Origin of the sequence: Janthinobacterium sp. HH102 (assembly GCF_001758625.2) — a bacterium.
Classification (GTDB): domain Bacteria; phylum Pseudomonadota; class Gammaproteobacteria; order Burkholderiales; family Burkholderiaceae_D; genus Janthinobacterium.
The window spans coordinates 904,301-922,156 of record NZ_CP062062.1 but is presented as its reverse complement, the minus strand read 5'-3'; the positions used below and the strand labels follow the sequence as shown (position 1 = coordinate 922,156).

At 63.6% G+C, this 17,856-nt stretch carries 18 protein-coding genes; 5 read left to right on the top strand and 13 right to left on the bottom strand.

Annotation, left to right across the window (positions count from 1 at the left end):
* Positions 1–96 precede the first annotated feature (96 nt).
* Positions 97–534: a CHRD domain-containing protein gene (locus JAB4_RS04205; protein ID WP_070221605.1), complete on the bottom strand. Its 438-nt coding sequence runs from the start codon at positions 532–534 to the stop codon at positions 97–99.
* 155 nt (positions 535–689) lie between these two features.
* Complete coding sequence (locus tag JAB4_RS04200) at positions 690–1,247, bottom strand: helix-turn-helix domain-containing protein (protein WP_070221606.1); 558 nt, start codon at positions 1,245–1,247, stop codon at positions 690–692.
* 244 nt (positions 1,248–1,491) lie between these two features.
* On the opposite strand from JAB4_RS04200, the gene JAB4_RS04195 reads away from it, so the two are divergent.
* Positions 1,492–1,728, top strand: coding sequence for a hypothetical protein (locus JAB4_RS04195; RefSeq protein ID WP_139143745.1), 237 nt, complete (start codon positions 1,492–1,494; stop codon positions 1,726–1,728).
* Here the strand turns inward: JAB4_RS04195 and JAB4_RS04190 are convergent.
* From JAB4_RS04190 to JAB4_RS04175, 4 genes are read right to left on the bottom strand one after another with little or no spacing between them, the layout of a single operon-like run.
* A complete protein-coding gene (locus JAB4_RS04190) occupies positions 1,725–2,732 on the bottom strand; it encodes a spore coat U domain-containing protein (protein WP_070221608.1) in 1,008 nt (335 codons plus the stop codon). The two genes, JAB4_RS04195 and JAB4_RS04190, sit on opposite strands and share 4 nt — an antisense overlap.
* A complete protein-coding gene (locus JAB4_RS04185; RefSeq protein ID WP_071650210.1) occupies positions 2,732–5,080 on the bottom strand; it encodes a fimbria/pilus outer membrane usher protein in 2,349 nt (782 codons plus the stop codon). Before JAB4_RS04185 ends, JAB4_RS04190 begins: the two co-directional genes overlap by 1 nt.
* A gap of 36 nt (positions 5,081–5,116) precedes the next feature.
* Entirely contained in the window at positions 5,117–5,845 is a 729-nt protein-coding gene (locus tag JAB4_RS04180; protein ID WP_227742093.1) for a fimbria/pilus periplasmic chaperone, read from the bottom strand.
* Between the two features lie 12 nt (positions 5,846–5,857).
* Complete coding sequence (locus tag JAB4_RS04175) at positions 5,858–6,388, bottom strand: spore coat protein U domain-containing protein (protein ID WP_070221609.1); 531 nt, start codon at positions 6,386–6,388, stop codon at positions 5,858–5,860.
* Between the two features lie 348 nt (positions 6,389–6,736).
* Here JAB4_RS04175 and JAB4_RS04170 point away from each other — a divergent pair, with 348 nt between their 5' ends.
* On the top strand, positions 6,737–7,543 hold the full coding sequence (locus JAB4_RS04170) for a response regulator (protein WP_070221610.1): 807 nt from the start codon (positions 6,737–6,739) through the stop codon (positions 7,541–7,543).
* Positions 7,544–7,567: 24 nt separating this feature from the next.
* Here JAB4_RS04170 and JAB4_RS04165 read toward each other — a convergent pair whose 3' ends face one another.
* The 3 genes from JAB4_RS04165 to JAB4_RS04155 all read right to left on the bottom strand — a co-directional run bounded on the left by JAB4_RS04165 (position 7,568) and on the right by JAB4_RS04155 (position 12,073).
* Positions 7,568–10,135 (bottom strand): TonB-dependent receptor, encoded by a 2,568-nt coding sequence (locus tag JAB4_RS04165; RefSeq protein ID WP_070221611.1) that lies wholly within the window; start codon positions 10,133–10,135, stop codon positions 7,568–7,570.
* Positions 10,136–10,466: 331 nt separating this feature from the next.
* Positions 10,467–11,057, bottom strand: coding sequence for a nicotinamide riboside transporter PnuC (pnuC, locus tag JAB4_RS04160; protein ID WP_083287304.1), 591 nt, complete (start codon positions 11,055–11,057; stop codon positions 10,467–10,469).
* Between the two features lie 77 nt (positions 11,058–11,134).
* Entirely contained in the window at positions 11,135–12,073 is a 939-nt protein-coding gene (locus JAB4_RS04155; RefSeq protein WP_083287305.1) for a PEP-CTERM sorting domain-containing protein, read from the bottom strand.
* A gap of 70 nt (positions 12,074–12,143) precedes the next feature.
* On the opposite strand from JAB4_RS04155, the gene JAB4_RS04150 reads away from it, so the two are divergent.
* Complete coding sequence (locus tag JAB4_RS04150) at positions 12,144–12,899, top strand: transporter substrate-binding domain-containing protein (protein ID WP_227742092.1); 756 nt, start codon at positions 12,144–12,146, stop codon at positions 12,897–12,899.
* A gap of 5 nt (positions 12,900–12,904) precedes the next feature.
* Here JAB4_RS04150 and JAB4_RS04145 read toward each other — a convergent pair whose 3' ends face one another.
* Positions 12,905–13,606: an isochorismatase family protein gene (locus JAB4_RS04145; protein ID WP_217494254.1), complete on the bottom strand. Its 702-nt coding sequence runs from the start codon at positions 13,604–13,606 to the stop codon at positions 12,905–12,907.
* A 65-nt stretch (positions 13,607–13,671) separates the two neighbouring features.
* Complete coding sequence (locus JAB4_RS04140) at positions 13,672–14,538, bottom strand: pirin family protein (protein WP_070221614.1); 867 nt, start codon at positions 14,536–14,538, stop codon at positions 13,672–13,674.
* A 117-nt stretch (positions 14,539–14,655) separates the two neighbouring features.
* Here JAB4_RS04140 and JAB4_RS04135 point away from each other — a divergent pair, with 117 nt between their 5' ends.
* Together JAB4_RS04135 and JAB4_RS04130 are read left to right on the top strand one after the other, a co-directional pair.
* The gene (locus tag JAB4_RS04135; protein ID WP_070221615.1) at positions 14,656–15,561 is read left to right on the top strand and encodes a LysR family transcriptional regulator; all 906 of its coding nucleotides are present in this window, start codon (positions 14,656–14,658) and stop codon (positions 15,559–15,561) included.
* 46 nt (positions 15,562–15,607) lie between these two features.
* Positions 15,608–16,411 carry a metallophosphoesterase gene (locus tag JAB4_RS04130; RefSeq protein WP_070221616.1) on the top strand — a complete coding sequence of 268 codons (804 nt, stop codon included), beginning with the start codon at positions 15,608–15,610 and terminating at the stop codon, positions 16,409–16,411.
* A 9-nt stretch (positions 16,412–16,420) separates the two neighbouring features.
* Here JAB4_RS04130 and JAB4_RS04125 read toward each other — a convergent pair whose 3' ends face one another.
* Together JAB4_RS04125 and JAB4_RS04120 are read right to left on the bottom strand one after the other, a co-directional pair.
* Positions 16,421–16,594, bottom strand: a complete 174-nt coding sequence (locus JAB4_RS04125) for a hypothetical protein (RefSeq protein WP_227742091.1) — start codon at positions 16,592–16,594, stop codon at positions 16,421–16,423.
* Positions 16,595–16,605: 11 nt separating this feature from the next.
* Positions 16,606–17,814, bottom strand: coding sequence for an RtcB family protein (locus JAB4_RS04120; protein WP_070221618.1), 1,209 nt, complete (start codon positions 17,812–17,814; stop codon positions 16,606–16,608).
* Between the last annotated feature and the right edge of the window lie 42 nt (positions 17,815–17,856).

Below are 17,856 nucleotides of genomic sequence, written 5' to 3'. Positions count from 1 at the left end.
ACGCCATTGTAGCGCGCCGCACTGGCCGGCCGGCTGGCGCAAAAAAAGGCCGCTCGCGCGGCCCAAGGAGGTTTCGGAGAAAACGCCGGTGGCAGGCTATGGCTTGAGCTGGGCGCGGATCTCGCCGGCCGGGTAGGCCGCGCTGTGCACGTTCACATACAGGTTGCCGGCCTGGTAGCTCGCATACTGGGGCGGCGTCAGCATGGTGTTCGGCGGCACGGCAAACATGCCTTCGGCGGTTTTCACCAGCGGCACGATGACGGGGCCGTTGACGCCCGCCGGCGCTTCATGGATATGCGCGACGGTGGCCGCCATGCCCGTGTAGCGCACGCCCCCGCTGACGCTGCGGTCGTGCGCGACGCGGATATTGCTGCTGCCGGTGGCCGTGCTGGTATTGGCCGGCACTTCCTGCGCGCCCGTCAGGGTGACGTCATGGCCGCCCGGGTGATGCGGGCCATGGGAACAGGCGCCCAGCAGGGCGGCCAGCGCCAGCACAGTGGCGGCGCGGCGTAGGTGTTGCGGCAATGTGGTCATCGCAGTACTCCTTCAACGGACATCGGATCACGGATAGCGCCATGCCCGCACAGCCGGGTCTGCGCCGCACTTGAGTTGCATGGTGCGACAGTAACGCCATGCCGTGCAGTCCGTCTTGCTTTGCGACAAACTTGGCGCGCGCCCGCCACCCGGCCTCAGACCAGATGCCCTTCCGCCACCCAGCCGCGATTGGCTGCTGGCGCCTTCGGCTTGGGCGCGATGCCGCTGCTTTTTTCCGCATCGAGGATGATGTTGCGCATGCTGTCGCTGGCGGCAGGCCCTGGCGCGAACGCGTAATACTCATCATTGATGGGCAAGCCCGTCGTGGCGTCGACCAGCACCGGATCGGCGGCCAGGCCCGTGTCGCGGCTGGCGATGACGAGACTGGCGCCTTCGGGCGCGAAGTTTTCATTGCCCCAGGCGATAAACGCCAGCAAGACGGGCTTGAAGGCGCGCCCGGACTTGGTCAGCACATAGTCGTAGCGGGGCGGCTTGGCGCAATACAGGCGGCGCGTCATCAAGCCCCCTTCCACCAGGTCGGCCAGGCGGCGCGTCAGGATGGTGGGCGCGATCTTGAGGCTTTTTTCAAATTCGTCAAAGCGCGTCTTGCCATAAAACGCTTCACGCAGGATGAGGATGCTCCACCATTCGCCGACCTTGCCCAGGCTGCGCGCAATGGGGCAAGGCAAATTATTAAAGTTGGTATGTTTCATGACCGTCTCCTCACGTTGATCCAACACAACAATTAAAAAAAAATCCTACGGTTGCCACACGGAAACTTACTTACTATCGCTTTGCAAGCCGTCTCCCGCCCCGTGGAGGGCTTGAAAATACGCGAAAAATCACACTTTTCTTGCTCCAGTACAATCATGCTTAGTCCAGCTTCTCCCGTCCCGGTGTGCGAAACGGCGTCAGAGAATGTTGTTTCCCGTCCGTTTTTCACCTGATACGCTTACGATGACTTCTTTGAAATTTGCCTCCCTGCCAATGTTGCTCGCCCTCTCCCTCTGCCAGACCACCGCCGCCGCCACCGTTTCCTCCGCATCGTTCCAGGCCACCTTCGTCGTCCACGAAGCGTGCACCGTCGTCTCGCAGCGCGGTAGCACCCAGGTGCGCTGCCAGTACAACACGCCCTATCTGCTGCAACAGCAGGCGACGCCATCGGACACCGGCCTCATCACCGTCACGTTCTAAAAATAGATCGTTGCCGTCACCGTGTCCTTGTAGTCGCCGGGGCGCGGCGACACCTGCGCCAGCACGCGGCCGTAAATCGTCAGCGGCACGCTGGCGCCCGTGCCCGTGCCTGTCACCATGCTGGTGCCTGACGTGCCATCGCCCCAGAGCGGGCCATCGAGCGTCGACGACAGCAGGTAGCTGACCTTGTCCGTCGTTACAATGTTTTTCATTTGCCGGTTCGCCACGTTGGCCGCCACGCTGCCGCCGTTCAGGGCAATCTGGTAGGCATTGTTGTTCACGCAGCGCACGGACAAGGTACTGGTGCTGCGCAAGTTGCCCGTCAGGATGGAAGCGTTCGCGAACGCCATCGGACTGGCCGCGATGGTGCAGTCGTTGACGGCCGTGGCATTGACCGCGAAACCGAAGCTGCCGCTGCTGGCCGTGCAGCCAAACAGGTTGACGAGGCCATACGTGGTGTAGGTGTAGGTGCCCTGGCCGGCAAAGCTCGACGTGTACACCGTATTGGCGTTGGCGGCCGTGGGCACGGCGGCCAGGGCCGTGCCAGCGGGTATCCTGGCATACACGGTAAAGGTGGTGGAATACGTGCCGGGCGGGGCCAGCAAGCCGGCCGACAAAATGATGCCGAAGGTCGACGGCGCGCCCGCCACGCCGGCGCCGCCCCAGATCTTCGCCGTGGCATACGAATTGTCCACGTACACGTTGTACTCCATGCGGTTGCTGCCATTGCCCAGCTTGCGCGGCAGGGCCGAGGTGGAATTCGTGCCCAGCCCCAGCGAGATGCACACTTGTGCGTTGGGCGTGAGCAACTGCCCCAGGTTCAGCGACGAAAACAGGCAGCTGAAGGTGCCCGTTGCCTGCGCCACGTAATCGCTGCCGGAAATCGGGCTGACGGCGCCGAAATCGATATTCGTCATGCTCACCGTGCAGGTATCGGCCGCCTGCGCCGCGCCGCCCCAGGCGCATCCCAGCAGCAGGGTCAGACATGGCAGCAGGCGGCGCATCAGCGGCCTCCCCCGGCGCCGGCGGCAGCGCAGCGCAGCGGCCCGATCACGGGCAAGCCGCCCGCGGCAGGACGCACATAGGCAAAACCTACCGTGCACGCGCTGTCGCCCTCGCCGACTTGCAGCTGATTCTGCTCGAGCAGATCGTCAACGAACACCATGCCGTCAAATCCCATGACCGTCTGCTTGCCGCTTTGCACATGCAGCACGGGCAAGCCCGTGGCCAGCGGCTTGCCGTCGGCGCCTTGCACGATGACGGTGGCGGCGCTGTAGCGTTCGACGGGAAAGGCGGCCAGCACGCCCGCCAGCTGTTGCGGCACGACATTCATATTGGTCACGGGCACGCGCGCGTCAACGTCGAGCTCATCCGTGGCGATGCTGATCTGGTTATTGCCATAAGGATTCAAATTCGGTACCAGCAGATAGCCGCCCCTGTCGGTCACGCCGATCTGGCGGTTTTCATGCAGCACGGGAATATTGCCCACACCGCCAGTGGACACCAGCGCAAAACCGCTGCCCACCTGGCGCGCCGCCTCGACATGCCCATCCATCAGCACCAGCGCGCCGGCCGCGCCCAGCGAGGAGGCATTGCCCATGCCGCCGCTTTGCGTGCGCGCATTCACGCGGCCGTTATTGCCCAGGTATTCCACTTGCGCTTGCCGATAGGCATTGCGGCCCACCGTGCCAGCCTGCAAGTTCCAGCCGACACCGCCGCCAAAGTCCGCCGCCCGCTGCGCGCTGACGCTGCGGCCGCTCTCGCCGTTTTGCCGGCTGCCGCTCGTGCTGATGGCCAGATTGTTGTCGAAGGCCATGCTCAAGCCGACATAAAAGCCCCGCTTCTCGCGTTGCCGCAAATCCTGGAACAGGCTGGCGTTCAGGAACAGGCCGTGAAACAGGGTCGCCGAATAGCCCAAGGTGGCCAGCTTCGATGACGGTGCGCCAGGCGTGCGGTAGCCGATATAACTGCTGCTGATACTGCTTCCCGCCGGCAAAGGCAGGCTCACGGTGACGCGGTCCGCCGCGCGCACCACGGGGCTGCCATCACGCGAAGCGAGGTCGCCAAACCCGGCGCTGGCGCGCACGCTGTACGCATCGACGCTGAAGCTTGGCCCCACATATTGGTACCCGGCGCCCAGCTGCGCACCACGGCTGCGGCCGGCGCTGGCCGACAGCGAGCCGCTGAGCACGCCCGCCTGGCCCAGCCGCACCAGCGCGCCCGCCCCCGCCTGGTACAGGCCGGCAGCCAGTTCCGCATGGCCTTCGATGGTGAAGCTGTCGCTGACGCCATGGCGGCCGGAAGCGCTGGCAAGCAGTTGCCGCTCGTAGCCGAACAGGCGGCGGCCATAGTCGCGCCGCACGGCGCCCGCCTCGACCGAATAATCGCTCAAGCCGCTGGCCAGCATGCGCGTATCGACATACAGGGGCAGCACGGTCGTCACGCTGCGCCCCAGGGCATCGCGCGTGATGAGGGTGGCTTGTCCCGCGCCATTGATGCCGGCCACCTGGTTCAGCACAAACGGACCGCTGGGCACGCTGGCAGCATATTGCTGCACGCCATTCACATACAGGCTCAGCGACGAAGGCACGAGCGCCGTGCCATCGACGGAGGCGACGGGAAAGGTCAGCAGGTCCGGGCGCAGCTGGAAGTTCTTGCGCCACTGCACGCCGCCCACGCGCACGGCGCGGCTCCAGCTGAGCGATGAGGAGATCAGGTCGCCCACTTGCCACGTTTGCAGGGTCTCGGGGTCGGCATGGCTCCAGAAGGTGTCAAAGCGCATGTACTTGCGCTGGTCTCCCCCCACGTTCACGGTGCCGGTATGGCTGAACACGCCGCTGTCATTGAAATAGCGCAAGTCGTTGAAGATGGCCGCGCGCCGTGTCCGGCCCAGTTCCGCATAGGCTTCGTAATCGAGCACGGCGCCGGGCGTGACGCGCGACGGCGGCGTCTGCGCCGCCAGGCGCGCATCGATGCGGTACGGCGCGCGCAAGTCGTCCGTCACCTGCAGCGACACGCTCTGGCGCGCCGCATCATATTCATAGCTGAGTCCCGGAACCGCATCGAGCGCCACCTCGGTCTGACCGGGCGCGACCAGGCGCGCCGGGTCCAGCCCCAGCTGCTGCAAGTTCGCCACACTGCTGCGCAAGGTTTTGCCCACCTGGGTAAAACGCAAGATCAGCCCGGTTGAAACAGCATTCACACTTACCTCCAGATACAGTTCATTCGGCGCCGCCGGATCGGTGGGCAAGCTGGCCGGCCCCGGATCGGCGCCCGTCACGGCCGCCGCGCCATCGGCTCCGGCCAGCGGCGCCATGACCAGCAACAACAACGCTGCCAGCGCGCGTTTCATGGTTCACGCCGGTCGCGCCCGCCATGGCGGCCATGTTCAAGGTGTCGAATTCTTGGCAATGAGCGCCTTCGCATTCACATTGACCGCAATACTCAACGGCCCATCCAGTTCGGCCTCCCTGGCGACGGGCAGGCGCCATACGCGCATGCGTTCGGCCAGGACATAACCAAACAGCCCCTTGCTGACGGCAAACTCCTTGCCCGCCTGGTTCGTCAACGTCATCGCCCCGATCTGCGCATGGACATTGCCGCTGTTCTTGATACGCAACATCCACTCGCCCCGCTCGCGGAAGACTTGCCAGTCGAGCACTTCCTTGCCCGGCGCAGCGGCCGGCAGCACGAAAACGGGCACCGAATAGCGCAGGCGGATATCGACGCCGCTGCGACCCGCATCATCCTCGCGGCTGATTTCATCGATGAGCACGCGATACGTCTTTTCCTGCGCGACAGGGCCAGCCTGGGCACGCACGAGGCGGATGGTCTGCCGGCTGTTGGCGGCGATTTCGACGATCGGCGGACTGGCCACCAGCTCCTGCGTCGGCGCCAGCACTTCTTCGCCATCGCGCTGGTCCCAGGCGAACACCCGCACCTGCCCGTAGATGGCTTGGTCGCCGAGATTTTGCAAGTTGATACCCGCGGCATTCTGAGCGGCGCGCAAATTGAGCGTCACCGGCGAAATCTGCAAATTGGCGCCGTTCGCGCCGGCGGCGCAGCAGGCCAGCAGCGCCAGTACGCTTTTCAGCAGCGACATCGAACCGGCGTTCACGCAGCGCCTGGCTTAAAAGTACACGGTGGCCGTGATGGTCGACTTGTAGGTATCAGGGGCCGGCGTCGCCTGCGGCGGAATGTTGCCGTACACCGTGAGCGGCTGCGACGCGCCGTTGCCGGTGCCGCCGACGGTATTCGTGCCCTGCGTATCGCCCCACAAGGTGCTGCCGGCCGTCTGGAACAGGTTGAATTGCACCGTCCCCAGGTTGCCGCCCGTGCCGCTCAGATAGCGCGTGGTGCCGCTTGAGCCCGTGCCCGTACCCGCCGTCAAGCCCACGTTGTACGGCGTGGTATTGGTGCAGGTGACATTCACGGTCGTATTGACGTTCACGGCAGTAGCCAGTACGCCCTGACTTTGGCCAAAGTCGAGATTGGCAGCCGCAATGGTGCAGTTGGCGATGATTTTCAGGGTCACGTCAAAGGTCGTGGTATTGCTGCCGTTCAGATACACTGCGGCATCGGCGTAGCCAGGCAGGAGGGCCGTCGCAGCAAGGACGACACTGGCGGCAGCGGTCAAGCGGGGTGAAATAACTCGCAACATGATACCTCCTGATGACGGAACATCATTAATGCGCCCATCGGCATGAAGGGCTCGAGGATAGTCACGGTATTGCCGGCGTTTTCTGGGGCACGCAAACCAGGACGACAACATACTTGCGCCGAGAGTCAGAAAGCGAGGGACTCCGGCATTGTTTGCAGCATTGTCAAAACAGATTTTTTGGCAATCGACATTGCTTAAAATCAATGCATGAGTGAATTATTGGCGATATAGGAAATCCGCGCTTCTTCTCGCGGAGAAACATCTTTTGAAATACGAGAAAAGCAGAAAAAAAAGAAAAAGCGAGGCATAATAAGCCACAACTTGCTATTTGGTTAAGTCATCCATGCCATGCCATTGACCAGCGAAACCATCAGAAAAAACATCTTGATCGTGGACGATTCCGCGTTCGAGCAGCGCATGCTGATGGAGCTGCTCAGCGAGCAGCCCTACCGCTTCAGCATTGCCTTCAATGGCTATCAGGGCTACCAGCTGGCATTGGCCACGCATCCCGACCTGATCCTGCTCGACGTGCGCATGCCCGAGATGGATGGCTACACGGCGTGCCGTTTGCTCAAGGCCAATCCCGACACGGAACAGATTCCCGTGATCTTTCTCAGCGGCGCCGACGCCGCCAAGGAGCGCGTCATGGGCTTGCAGGTGGGCGGCGTCGATTACATTGCAAAGCCGTTCCTGCCGGAAGAACTGGCCGCGCGCATCCATATCCACCTGGGATTGATGCGTAAAAGCAACAGCACATTACCCGCGGCGACCCCGGTCGGCGACCGGCAGCAACATCCGGACCTCGTGTTCGTCAATGCCGTCAAACAACTCATCCTCGACAACCTGGGCAGCCTGCCCAACCTGTCCGAAATCGCCCGCAGCGTGGGCACCTACCGCGAAAAACTGACCCTGATGTTCCGCGAGCAGACGGGCATGACAGTCTTCGCCTTCATCCGCGAAGCGCGCATCGCGCGCGGCGTGGAACTGCTGCAGCAGACGGAAATCGACGTGCAGGATGTCGCCCTCCTGATCGGCTTTCACAACGCGGGCAACTTCGCCACGGCCTTCCGCGAACGCATGGGCGTCACACCCAGCGCCTACCGCCAGCGCCTGCAGGAGCAGGCGGGGCAGCGGCAGGTGTCGAACGGGCACTGAGGGGCACGCATGCCCCCCGCACCCCTAGAACTTATAGTTCAGCTTGAGCGACGCGAAACGCCCGCGCGGATCGGCTTGCGTATAGTCGAAGCCCGAGGCCGAGTAATCCCACGGCGCGCGCTTGTTGGCCAGGTTTTGCACGATGAAGGTGACGTTCGCCGCCGGCGTGACTTGCCAGCTGGTGGTCACGTCGAACGTGCTGAAGGCGGCCACCGATTCATCGAGATGCGTATTTTGCGCATAGCTGCCCACGTAATTCCAGGTCAGCGTGGACGACCATTTGCCCTGCTCCCAGGTGGCCGAGGTGACGCCGCGCCATTTCGGGATGGAGCCGAAATAATTGGTGCCGGCGCCATCGGTGAGCGGCGCGCCGTCCGACAGCGGTTCGGCAAAGCGCAGCACGCGGCTCAGCTGGCCGGCCAGGGTCAGCTTGCCCCAGTCCTTGTCGACGAAGCGCTGGCGCAGGTCCAGGTCGATGCCCGACACTTCGCGCTGGCCCTGGTTGCGGTACTGGCGGTACAGGGTCGTGATGCGGCCATCGGCGTCGCGCGTGATCTTTTGCGGCGCCGATGCTTCGTTGGCGAGCGTGGTGGTGGCGCTTTCCGTGCCGATCACGCCATCCTGCTTGATGCGGTAGTAATCGAGGCCGATGCTCGAACTGCTGGTGGGCGAGACCACCACGCCCAGGTTCAGGTTATTGGAGCGCTCCGGACGCAGCGCCGTATTGGCGATGGTGATGGCCGTCACGCCGCGCGTCTGCGTGGGCGTGACGGGGTCCTTCGGATCGAGCACGCTGACATAGCTGACGGCCGTGCTTTGCGTGATTTCCGGCAGCGACGGCGCGCGGAAGCCGCGCGACACGGTGCCGCGCACCAGCAGCCACGGCGCCGCCTGGTAACGGGCGCTGGCCTTCGGCGAAAACGCATTGCCGAAATCGCTGTAATGGTCGGCGCGGCCCGCCAGGTTGACGGACAGGTCTTTCACCACCGGGACGTTCAATTCGGCAAACAGGGCCGACACGCTGCGCGAGCCGTTGATGATGTTGATGGCCGGGCGCAGCTCGGTGCCGGACAATACCGCCGTCGAGGTTTGCGAATCCATCTTTTCGCGGCGCCACTGCGCGCCGGCGGCAAAGCCCAGCGGACCGGCCGGCAACTGCCACAGGTCTTTCGCGGCCGAGAAATCGACGGTGTCGAGGGTCGACTCGGCCGGGCGCAGGGTCGACAGGCGCAGGCGGTTGCGCACCGCTTCGCTGTTTTGCGCCTGATCAAAGAAGTTATAGCTGCCGTCGGCCAGCACCTGCTGGAATGCGTAGCGGTTGACGAAGTTCTGCACGGTTTCTTCCAGCTTGCTGCTCGAGTGGCCTACGGCCGCATCCCAGTCCCAGCCCGCCAAGGTGCCCTTGACGCCCGCCAGCGCGCGGTAGAACGTGACCTTGTCCTGTTTCAGGCGCGGCCCCAGGTCGAACAGGGTGGCCGTGAACGGCAGGGGCGTGGCGCCCGGATTGTTCGGATGGCCCACGGGCAGCACGACGGGAATCGTGTCGAGCGCCTGGGTAGCGTTGTTCCACACGCGCGTGGCGTTGTTCACCGTCAATGGCGCGCTGAAGGTCTGGTCGGCGCGCGAGTAACTGTGCAGCAGGTCGACATACGCTTCCGTATCCGCATTCAGTTTGAAAGTGGCACGCGCGGCCGTGTGCACGCGCTGGATGCCGGGAATCAGGGTTTTATATGGCGACGGGTTATACGCCAGCACTTGTCCCGTCTTGCCGGGCGTGATGTCGCCATAATTAACCAGCTGCAATGGTCCGCGCACGCCGCCCAAGGTCTTCGTCGGGTCCGTGCCCGCATAGTTGGTGATGGCCCAGCCCAGGCTGCCCCGCTGCTGGTTGCGGAAGTCCGCATCACGCATCCACGCCACATCGCTTTGCTGCAGCTTGTCGCGCTGCTGCGCATCGACCGAGAAGACCAGGCTGTAGCCATCTTCCTCGAGCTTGCCGAAACCCGTCTGCAGCGCCGCGCTCTTTTCATGCTGGCCCGTGCCTTCGGTCGAGCCGCCCCACTGCGCCGTGATGTCCGTGCCTGTGAACTCCTTGTACAGGATGATATTGACCACGCCGGCCACGGCATCGGAACCGTAGACGGACGAGGCGCCATCCTTGAGCACCTCGATGCGCTGCACGGCCGCCATCGGCAGGCTGTTCAGGTCGACAAAGGTTTCCTGCAGGTTTTGCGCCGTCGCATAACTGGCCACGCGCTTGCCATTGACCAGGATCAAGGTATTTTTCTGGCCGATGCCGCGCAGCGACAGGCCCGAGGTGCCGGCCGAGAAACTGCCCGTATATTGTTCGTTGTAGCTGTTGCCGCTGTTGGCGGAGATGGTCCGCAGCACATCCGACACGCTGGTCTTGCCGCTGGCTTTCAATTCCTTGGCCGTGATGACCTGCACGGCGCTGGCACCTTCTTTTTCGCTGACGCGGATATTCGATCCGGTCACGTTGACGCGCAGCATGTCGTCCTCGGCATGGGCGATGGTGGAGACGGCGGGAAAGGCGGCGGCGATGGCAAGACTGATGGCGAGTGGTTTGAACATGGTTTCCTCTTATTGGGATTGCAGCCTTTTTCCGATAAAAAGGCCGAGCAGGGGCACGCGGACCGGGTAGGCCAGCGGGCAAACGACAACGAAACGGATGGGAATGACTTAGGGGATGCGTGGCCGGGCACGCACCGGCATCCACTGCGCCATGCATTGCATGGTCAGCTGGTGCCGGACGGCATAAAAACAGGGAGAAGGACTAATGCGCAACATAAAAGACACCGGTAAGCGGGGAAAGGCCACTATATCCCGGCGTCTTTATGGCGTGAACGAATTAAAAATTGATTGTATATACGATTTGAATCTAAGGACTTGGTCTTTGGCAATATCAGGCGTCGGCCATCGCCTGCGGCGCGGCCGCCGCGCGGCGCGCCTGCACGCTCCACCAGTACCAGGAAATGACGGCATTGACCCAGTAGGCCGCGTACAGCACGGCCGTCAGGTGCAGGCCGCGGCTGTAGTAGAGCGGTACGGCAACGGTGTTGACCAGCAGCCAGAAGGCCCAGGTTTCGATGCGCCGGCTCATCAGCAAAAATTGCGCGATGATGCTGAACACCAGCACGGCCGAATCGATGAAGGGCGCGTAGGCATTCGTGAAGCGGTGCAGCAGCATGCCGTAGATCGCCACGGAGGCGATGCCGGCCGGCACCACCCAGGCCAGGCTGCGCCGGCCCGTGCGCGTGATCGGCAAGGGCTTGCCGCCGGCGCCGCGCCGCCATTGCAGCCAGCCGATGACGCAGGTGACGATGAAAAACAGCTGCAGCATCACGTCGGCGTACAGGTTGACCTGGAAAAACAGCACGGCGAACAGCACGCAGCCGACCATGCCGATCCACCAGGAATGGATATTATTGCGTCCAGCCAGGATGATGGAGGCAGTCATCAGCACATTGGCGGCGATCTCGAGCGGGGGAGTCAAGCGGATTTCCTTTGCGGGGCAGTGGTGGCACCGCGCCACTATAGCCGATTTGCTCCCCTGCATCACGCGATGCAGTATCAGCCTGCCCGACGACGACGCACGATGCCACATAAAGCCAGGCCGGCCAGCAACATCGCGTACGTGGACGGTTCCGGTACGGCCGAGAGCGGGGCATAGGTGAGCGTCAGAACGGGATTGAGAATGCCCAGCTTGGCAGTCGATGGTGTCATCCAGGAATAGTAGCCGTCATCTCCCTCTCCCGGAAACCATTGTCCGCCACCTGGCGTCCCCGAAACCCAAGCATAGACCTCAAGCCAAATCTTAAACGTTTGCGGCAGCTGCTGCGTACTATTGTTCAGGGAAAACGGCACAGTGCCATTAAGATCTGTGAAAGTTAATACTTTTTGCGAATTATTGGCCAGGTCGGTGTCTTCGGCGTAGGTACCAAAATATGCCTGCGAATTGTTTGTCGCGGTGCCCCCCCAATACGAATAAGGCCAACTGTCGGGGTAATCAGGTGCCGGTATCAATTCGCCGCTGATCACGCCGCTATACTCAACGCTGATCACGCGATAGCCATCGCGCGCGCTGACATCGAAAAAATCGAGTGTCCCATTGCCAGCCGACCAAGGATTCGTATCCGTTAACGAATAGTTGAGTCCGGCGATATTTGTCAGGTCGAACTTGGCGACATTGTTGCTATCGGAGATCAACCTGAGGCCCTCGCCCCAAGTATCCTTAATCGTAAAACCTTGCGTTCCTATCGTGGTACCAGCAAATGCACTGGATGAGAGGAAAAAAGCCAGAACGGCAGCCAGAGCGGACAATTGATGTGCCATAGATTCCTCAAAGTGGCAGTTGCCAAAATTAGCAACTAAACAATTAAACCACTGTTTTTTAATATTATCAAATAGATATTTTAAAAGAGAAAATGCTGTCACCGGCCGATGCATCTTGCGCAGAGCCCTTGTGTCGGGTCCCTTTAAGTCCTCCGTACAGGGAAAAGTGGATGCCATGCTTGACTTCCCTAGCCATTCTGGCAAATTGAATATCAAGTTGAAACTCTATGGAAGCACCCGTATGCGCATGCGCCATCTCCTGTTTGCGGCAGTGCTCGGCGTATCGGCCCTGCCTGCCCAGGCCTGCCGCATGACAATGGCGCTCGAGCAATGGCCGCCGTACCTGTATCGCGACGCCCAAGGCAGCTATACGGGTCTGGACCTGGAATTGCTGCAGGCCATCTTCAAGGAAGCGCACTGCACCCTGGTCACCTTGCCGGAACTGCCCACGGCGCGGCGCCAGCTGCTGTTCCAGACAGGCGGACTGGACCTGATGCTGGCCGCGTCCGAAACGCCGGAACGCCAGTCCTACGCCCGCTTCTCCATCTCGTACCGCGATGAAGCCGTCGGCGTCTTCGGCAAGGCCGGCACGCCCGCCGCGCAGCGCCATGTCGGCAGCTTCGGCCAGCTGGCGCGCGGCAAGGCCACCCTGCTCGCGCCCAAGGTGGGCTGGTATGGCGCGCAGTACGCCGCGGCCCGTCCGGCGCTGGAAAAAGACGGCCGCCTGAATACCTTCGGCAGCTTCCGGCAAGGCATCCTCATGCTCGACGCGGGTCGCGCCGACCTGTTGCTGGGCGACGTGCTGGCCGTGCGCCACGAAGCGCGCCTGCAGGGCGTCGCCTTGACCGCCCTGCCCTTCCTCGCCCTGCGCGCGCCCGTGCACCTGATGCTCAATGCGCGCAGCACCAGCACGGCCGATCTGGCGCGCCTGAACGCCGCCATCACGCGCCTGGAGCAGCGCGGCGTGCTGGCGGCGATACGCGCCCGCTACGACGCGCCGTAAGGCGATCAGCCCTTGCTGGCCGCCTCGAGGATTTCCAGTTTGGTTTCACGGCCATTCTTTTGCACGCCCTGCGCCTTGTCGTAGCTTTCGATCAGGGCGCGGTACGGCGGCACGATGTGGTCCGTCATGATGGCGGCGAAATCCATCGCATCGGCGCGGTTCCAGGTGCTCATCACTTCAGCCAGCACGGCATACGTGTCGATCGGCACGGCGCCCGCTTGCGTGACGCGCGCCATGGTGATGTCGGTGGCCATCTTCGACCAGTTGCCCGAGGCATCGATGATGGCAAACACCTTGTAGCCGGCCGCCAGCGCGCTGATGGTGGGGAAGGCCATGCATACGCTGGTGAGCGTGCCGGCGATCAGCAGGGTCTTGCGGCCCGTCTTTTCGATGGCCTCGACCCAGGCAGGATTGTCCCAGGCGTTGATCTGGCCCGTGCGCGGGATGTAGACGGCGTCCGGGTTGAAATGGTGGATCTCCGGGATCAAGGGGCCGTTCGGGCCGTCGGGCACGGAAGCGGTGGTAAAGGTCGGCATATTGGCCAGGCGCGACAGCTTGGCCAGCGCCGTGACGTGGCCGCGCAGCACGTGCTGCTCGATGTCGCGCACCAGCTGGAACAAGCCGCTCTGGTGGTCGATCAGCAGCATGACGGCATCGTCGGGATCGATCATCGGTGGCAAACCTTGGAAGTTGGCGGGGGTGCTCATGGTGGTCTCCTGAAAAACCATGCCGCGGGATGCGGCATGGGTACTGCACAAATTAATGACACAAACTACGTCGCGATGCGGGCGAAGCGGCCGCTGTTGAAATCCTCGAACGCCTGCGCGATTTCCGCTTCGCTGTTCATGACGAAGGGGCCATGGCCGACGATGGGCTCGTCGATCGGCTCGCCGCTCAGCAGCAGCACCACGGCGTCGCTGTTCGCCTCGACGGTGATGCTGTCGCCGTCGCGCCCGAACAGCGCCATCTGCGCTTCGCGCACCACGCTCTCGCCATTGACCAGCACCGTGCCATGCAAAACGATCAGCGCCGTGCTCCAGCCGGCGTGCACCGGCAGCTCCGTCAGCGTGCCCTGGGCCAGGCGCACATCCCACACCTGCATCGGCGAGAACGTGCGGGCAGGGCCATGCCGGCCGTCGAAGTCGCCGGCGATCACACGCACGGAACCGGCGCCGTCGGGCAGCGCCACCGTGGGAATCGTGTCGCTGGTGATGGCCTGGTAGCCGGGCGCCGTCATCTTGTTTTTCGCCGGCAGGTTCACCCACAGCTGCACCATTTCCAGCGTGCCGCCCGACTGCGTGAAGGCAGGCGAGTGAAACTCTTCATGCAGGATGCCGGCGCCGGCCGTCATCCACTGCACGTCGCCGGGGCCGATCACGCCGCCCTGGCCCGTCGAATCGCGGTGCGCCACTTCGCCCTTGTAGACGATGGTCACCGTCTCGAAACCGCGGTGCGGGTGCGAGCCGACGCCGGGCGGACGCGTGCCGGGCGCGAATTCGGCGGGGCCGGCGTAGTCGAGCAGCAGGAAGGGGCTCAGCTGCTTGCCATGGCCGTTATACGAAAACATCGAGCGCACGGGAAAACCGTCGCCGACCCAGTGCTGGCGCGGTGCGCTGTAAATACCTGTGACTGTGTTCATCTCGATCTCCTGTTGGTTTGCATTACGATGGAAACAGAATACGCTTGCAACGATGAAGCCGGTAGACGGTAAAATTCGCCATCAGCGTTCCAAAAATAGAACGATCAAGGAGGCGGCATGCAGGATTTGAACGATTTGTATTACTTTGTGCAGGTGGTCGACCATGGCGGCTTCGCCCCGGCCGGGCGCGCGCTGGGCATACCGAAGTCCAAATTGAGCCGGCGCATCGCACTGCTCGAAGAGCGCCTGGGCGCGCGCCTGCTGCAGCGCACGACGCGGCATTTTTCCGTCACCGATGTGGGGCAGACGTTTTACGAGCATTGCAAGGCGATGCTGGTGGAAGCGGAGGCGGCGCAGGAAGCGATCGAACTGACGCGGGCCGCGCCGCGCGGCACGGTGCGCCTGTCCTGCCCCATCGCCCTGCTGCATTCCCTGGTCGCTCCCATGCTGGCCGGTTTCATGCGCGACCATCCGCAGGTGACCCTGCTGCTCGAAGCGAGCAACCGCCGCGTCGACCTGGTGGCCGAGGGCATCGACGTGGCCATCCGCGTGCGCCCGCCGCCGCTGCCCGACAGCGACCTGGTGCTGCGCGTGCTGGCCGAACGCAGCCAATGCATGGTGGGCAGCCCCCTGCTGTTCGCCGGCGCGCCGCTGCCGAAGGCGCCAGCCGACCTGGCGGACTGGCCCAGCCTGGCCCTGGGCATGCCGCAGCAGCACTACCAGTGGGATTTATATGGCCCCGATGGCGCGCGCGCCCAGCTGCGCCACGTGCCGCGCTTCGTCACGGGCGACATGCTGACCCTGCGCGACGCGGCCGTGGCCGGCGTGGGCCTGGTGCAGCTGCCGACCATGATGATCACCGAACAGGTGGCCAACGGCAGCCTGCTGCCGCTGATGGGACAATGGCGGCCGCAGCGCGAAATCATCCACGCCGTCTTCCCGTCGCGGCGCGGCCTGCTGCCGGCCGTGCGCGCGCTGATCGACTACCTGGCGCACAGCTTCGCCGCGCTGGAGGAAGAGTGACGGTTTTCGGGTACGATGGTGTACTTCCGAATCGCCTGGATACCGCATGCGTTTATTGATTCTGTCGGACCTGCACCATGAGCTATGGCGCGACGAAGCGCCGCAGGGCGACCTTGCGCTCAGCCGTCCCGACGCCGTGATCCTGGCCGGCGACATCGATACGGGTGCCCGCGCCGTCGCCTGGGCCGCCACCGCGTTTGCGGGCCTGCCCGTGCTGTACGTGCATGGCAACCACGAAGGCTATGGCCACCACCTCGACAAGGTGCGCCAGGAGCTGCGCGCGGCCTGCACCGCCACGCCGAACGTGCATTTTCTCGACGCCGATACCCACGTCTTCACCGACCCGGCAGGCAGCAAGGTGCGCTTCCTGGGCGCCACCCTGTGGACGGATTTCCGCCTGCTGGGCGACGACACGCGGCAAGCGGCCATGCGCGACGCGGAAGCCGTCATGAACGACTACAAGCGCATCCGCCTGGCCAGCATGGGCTTTCGCAAGCTGCGCGCGGCCGACACGGCGATGTTCCACGCGCAGCAAAAAGCCTGGCTGGCGCGCGAACTGGCGCAGCCCTTCGACGGCCGCACGGTGGTCATCAGCCACATGGCGCCGTCGCTGCGCTCGGTCGATGATGCGTATGGCAGCGAGGGCTGCTCGCCTGCCTATGCCTCGCGCCTGGACGATCTGGCCGCGCAGGCGGACCTGTGGGTGCATGGCCATATTCACGTCTCGCGCGACTACCGCATCGGCCCGTGCCGCGTCGTGGCCAACCCCTGCGGCTACAAGACGCGCAGCGGCACGCCGCAAAATCCCCAGTTCAACCCGAACTTCATCGTCGAACTGCCGTTGCGTTAATCCAGCGCGCTACTCCTCGGGCTTCAGGCGTCCCGCCAGCAGTTGCTGCAGCCGGTGCTTGCCGGCCCGGCGCGCCGCGCGCGGCGACGCTTCCGACTGATGCGCGCCGGCGCCGCCGCGCAGTTTGGCGGCCGCCACCAGCGGGTTGCGCGGCTTGGGCGGGATTTTCACTTTGATCTTCATGGCCACTCCTTTCAACCCTTGATGCAGACGACCTGGCGCAAGGTATGCACCACTTCCACCAGGTCGCTCTGATGCACCATGACGGCGTCGATATTTTTATAAGCGGCGGGGATCTCGTCGATCACGCCGCCATCCTTGCGGCACTCGATGCCGGCCGTCTGCTCGGCGAGGTCGAAGCGGTTGAAGCGGCGCTTCGCTTCGCTGCGGCTCATGCTGCGCCCCGCCCCGTGCGAGCAGGAACAGAACGATTCCGGCTTGCCCTTGCCGCGCACGATGAAGCTGCGCGCGCCCATGCTGCCGGGGATGATGCCCAGCTCGCCCTGCCGCGCCGAAATGGCGCCCTTGCGCGTCACATATAAATCCTCATTGCCATGCGTTTCGCGCGCGATGTAGTTGTGGTGGCAGTTGATGGCTTCCCCGTCGAGCCGAAACGGCGGAGCAAACTTCGCCAGCACGTCGAGCACGCGGCGCATCATTTCGCTGCGGTTGAGCAGCGCGTAATCCTGCGCCCAATCCACCGCTTCCACATAGTCGTCAAATACCGTGGAGCCCTCGCTCAGGTACGCCAGGTCCGCGTCCGGCAGCTGCAGCTGGTGGCGCCGCATGTCCTTCTGCGCGGCGGAGATAAAGTAACGGCCGATCACGTTGCCGATGCCGCGCGAACCCGAATGCAGCATGATCCACACCCGCTGCTCCTCGTCGAGGCAGATTTCAATGAAGTGATTGCCGCCCCCCAGGGTGCCGGCCTGGCAAATCCACGTGCGCTCGAACTGGCGCAGCATCTTGGCGATGCCCCGGTGACGCTCGACGATGTGCGCCAGGCGGTCGCCGAGCGGCCGCACGGCGCGCGCCTGGCGCGAGCCTTGCACGCGGCTCCATGCATGTTGTTCGAAGCCGACGGGCACTTCCGCTTCGATGGCGCTGCGCAGGCGCGCCAGGTTATCGGGCAGGTCGCTGGCCGTCAGGGTCGTGCGCACGGCGTTCATGCCGCAGCCGATGTCGACGCCAACGGCGGCCGGGATGATGGCAGCGCGCGTGGGAATCACGCTGCCGACGGTGGCGCCGATGCCGGCATGCACGTCGGGCATGGCCGCCACATGCGGATGGACGATGGGCAGGCTGGCAATATTGTGCAGCTGGCGCAGCGCCTGCGCGTCGATATCGTCGGTAAAGATATGCACGGGCACATGGGCGCCGCGCAGTGTCTGATGGATGGGCATAACGTCTTCCTTGGTATTGTCGTTATGCCGGGGTCGTCGAAA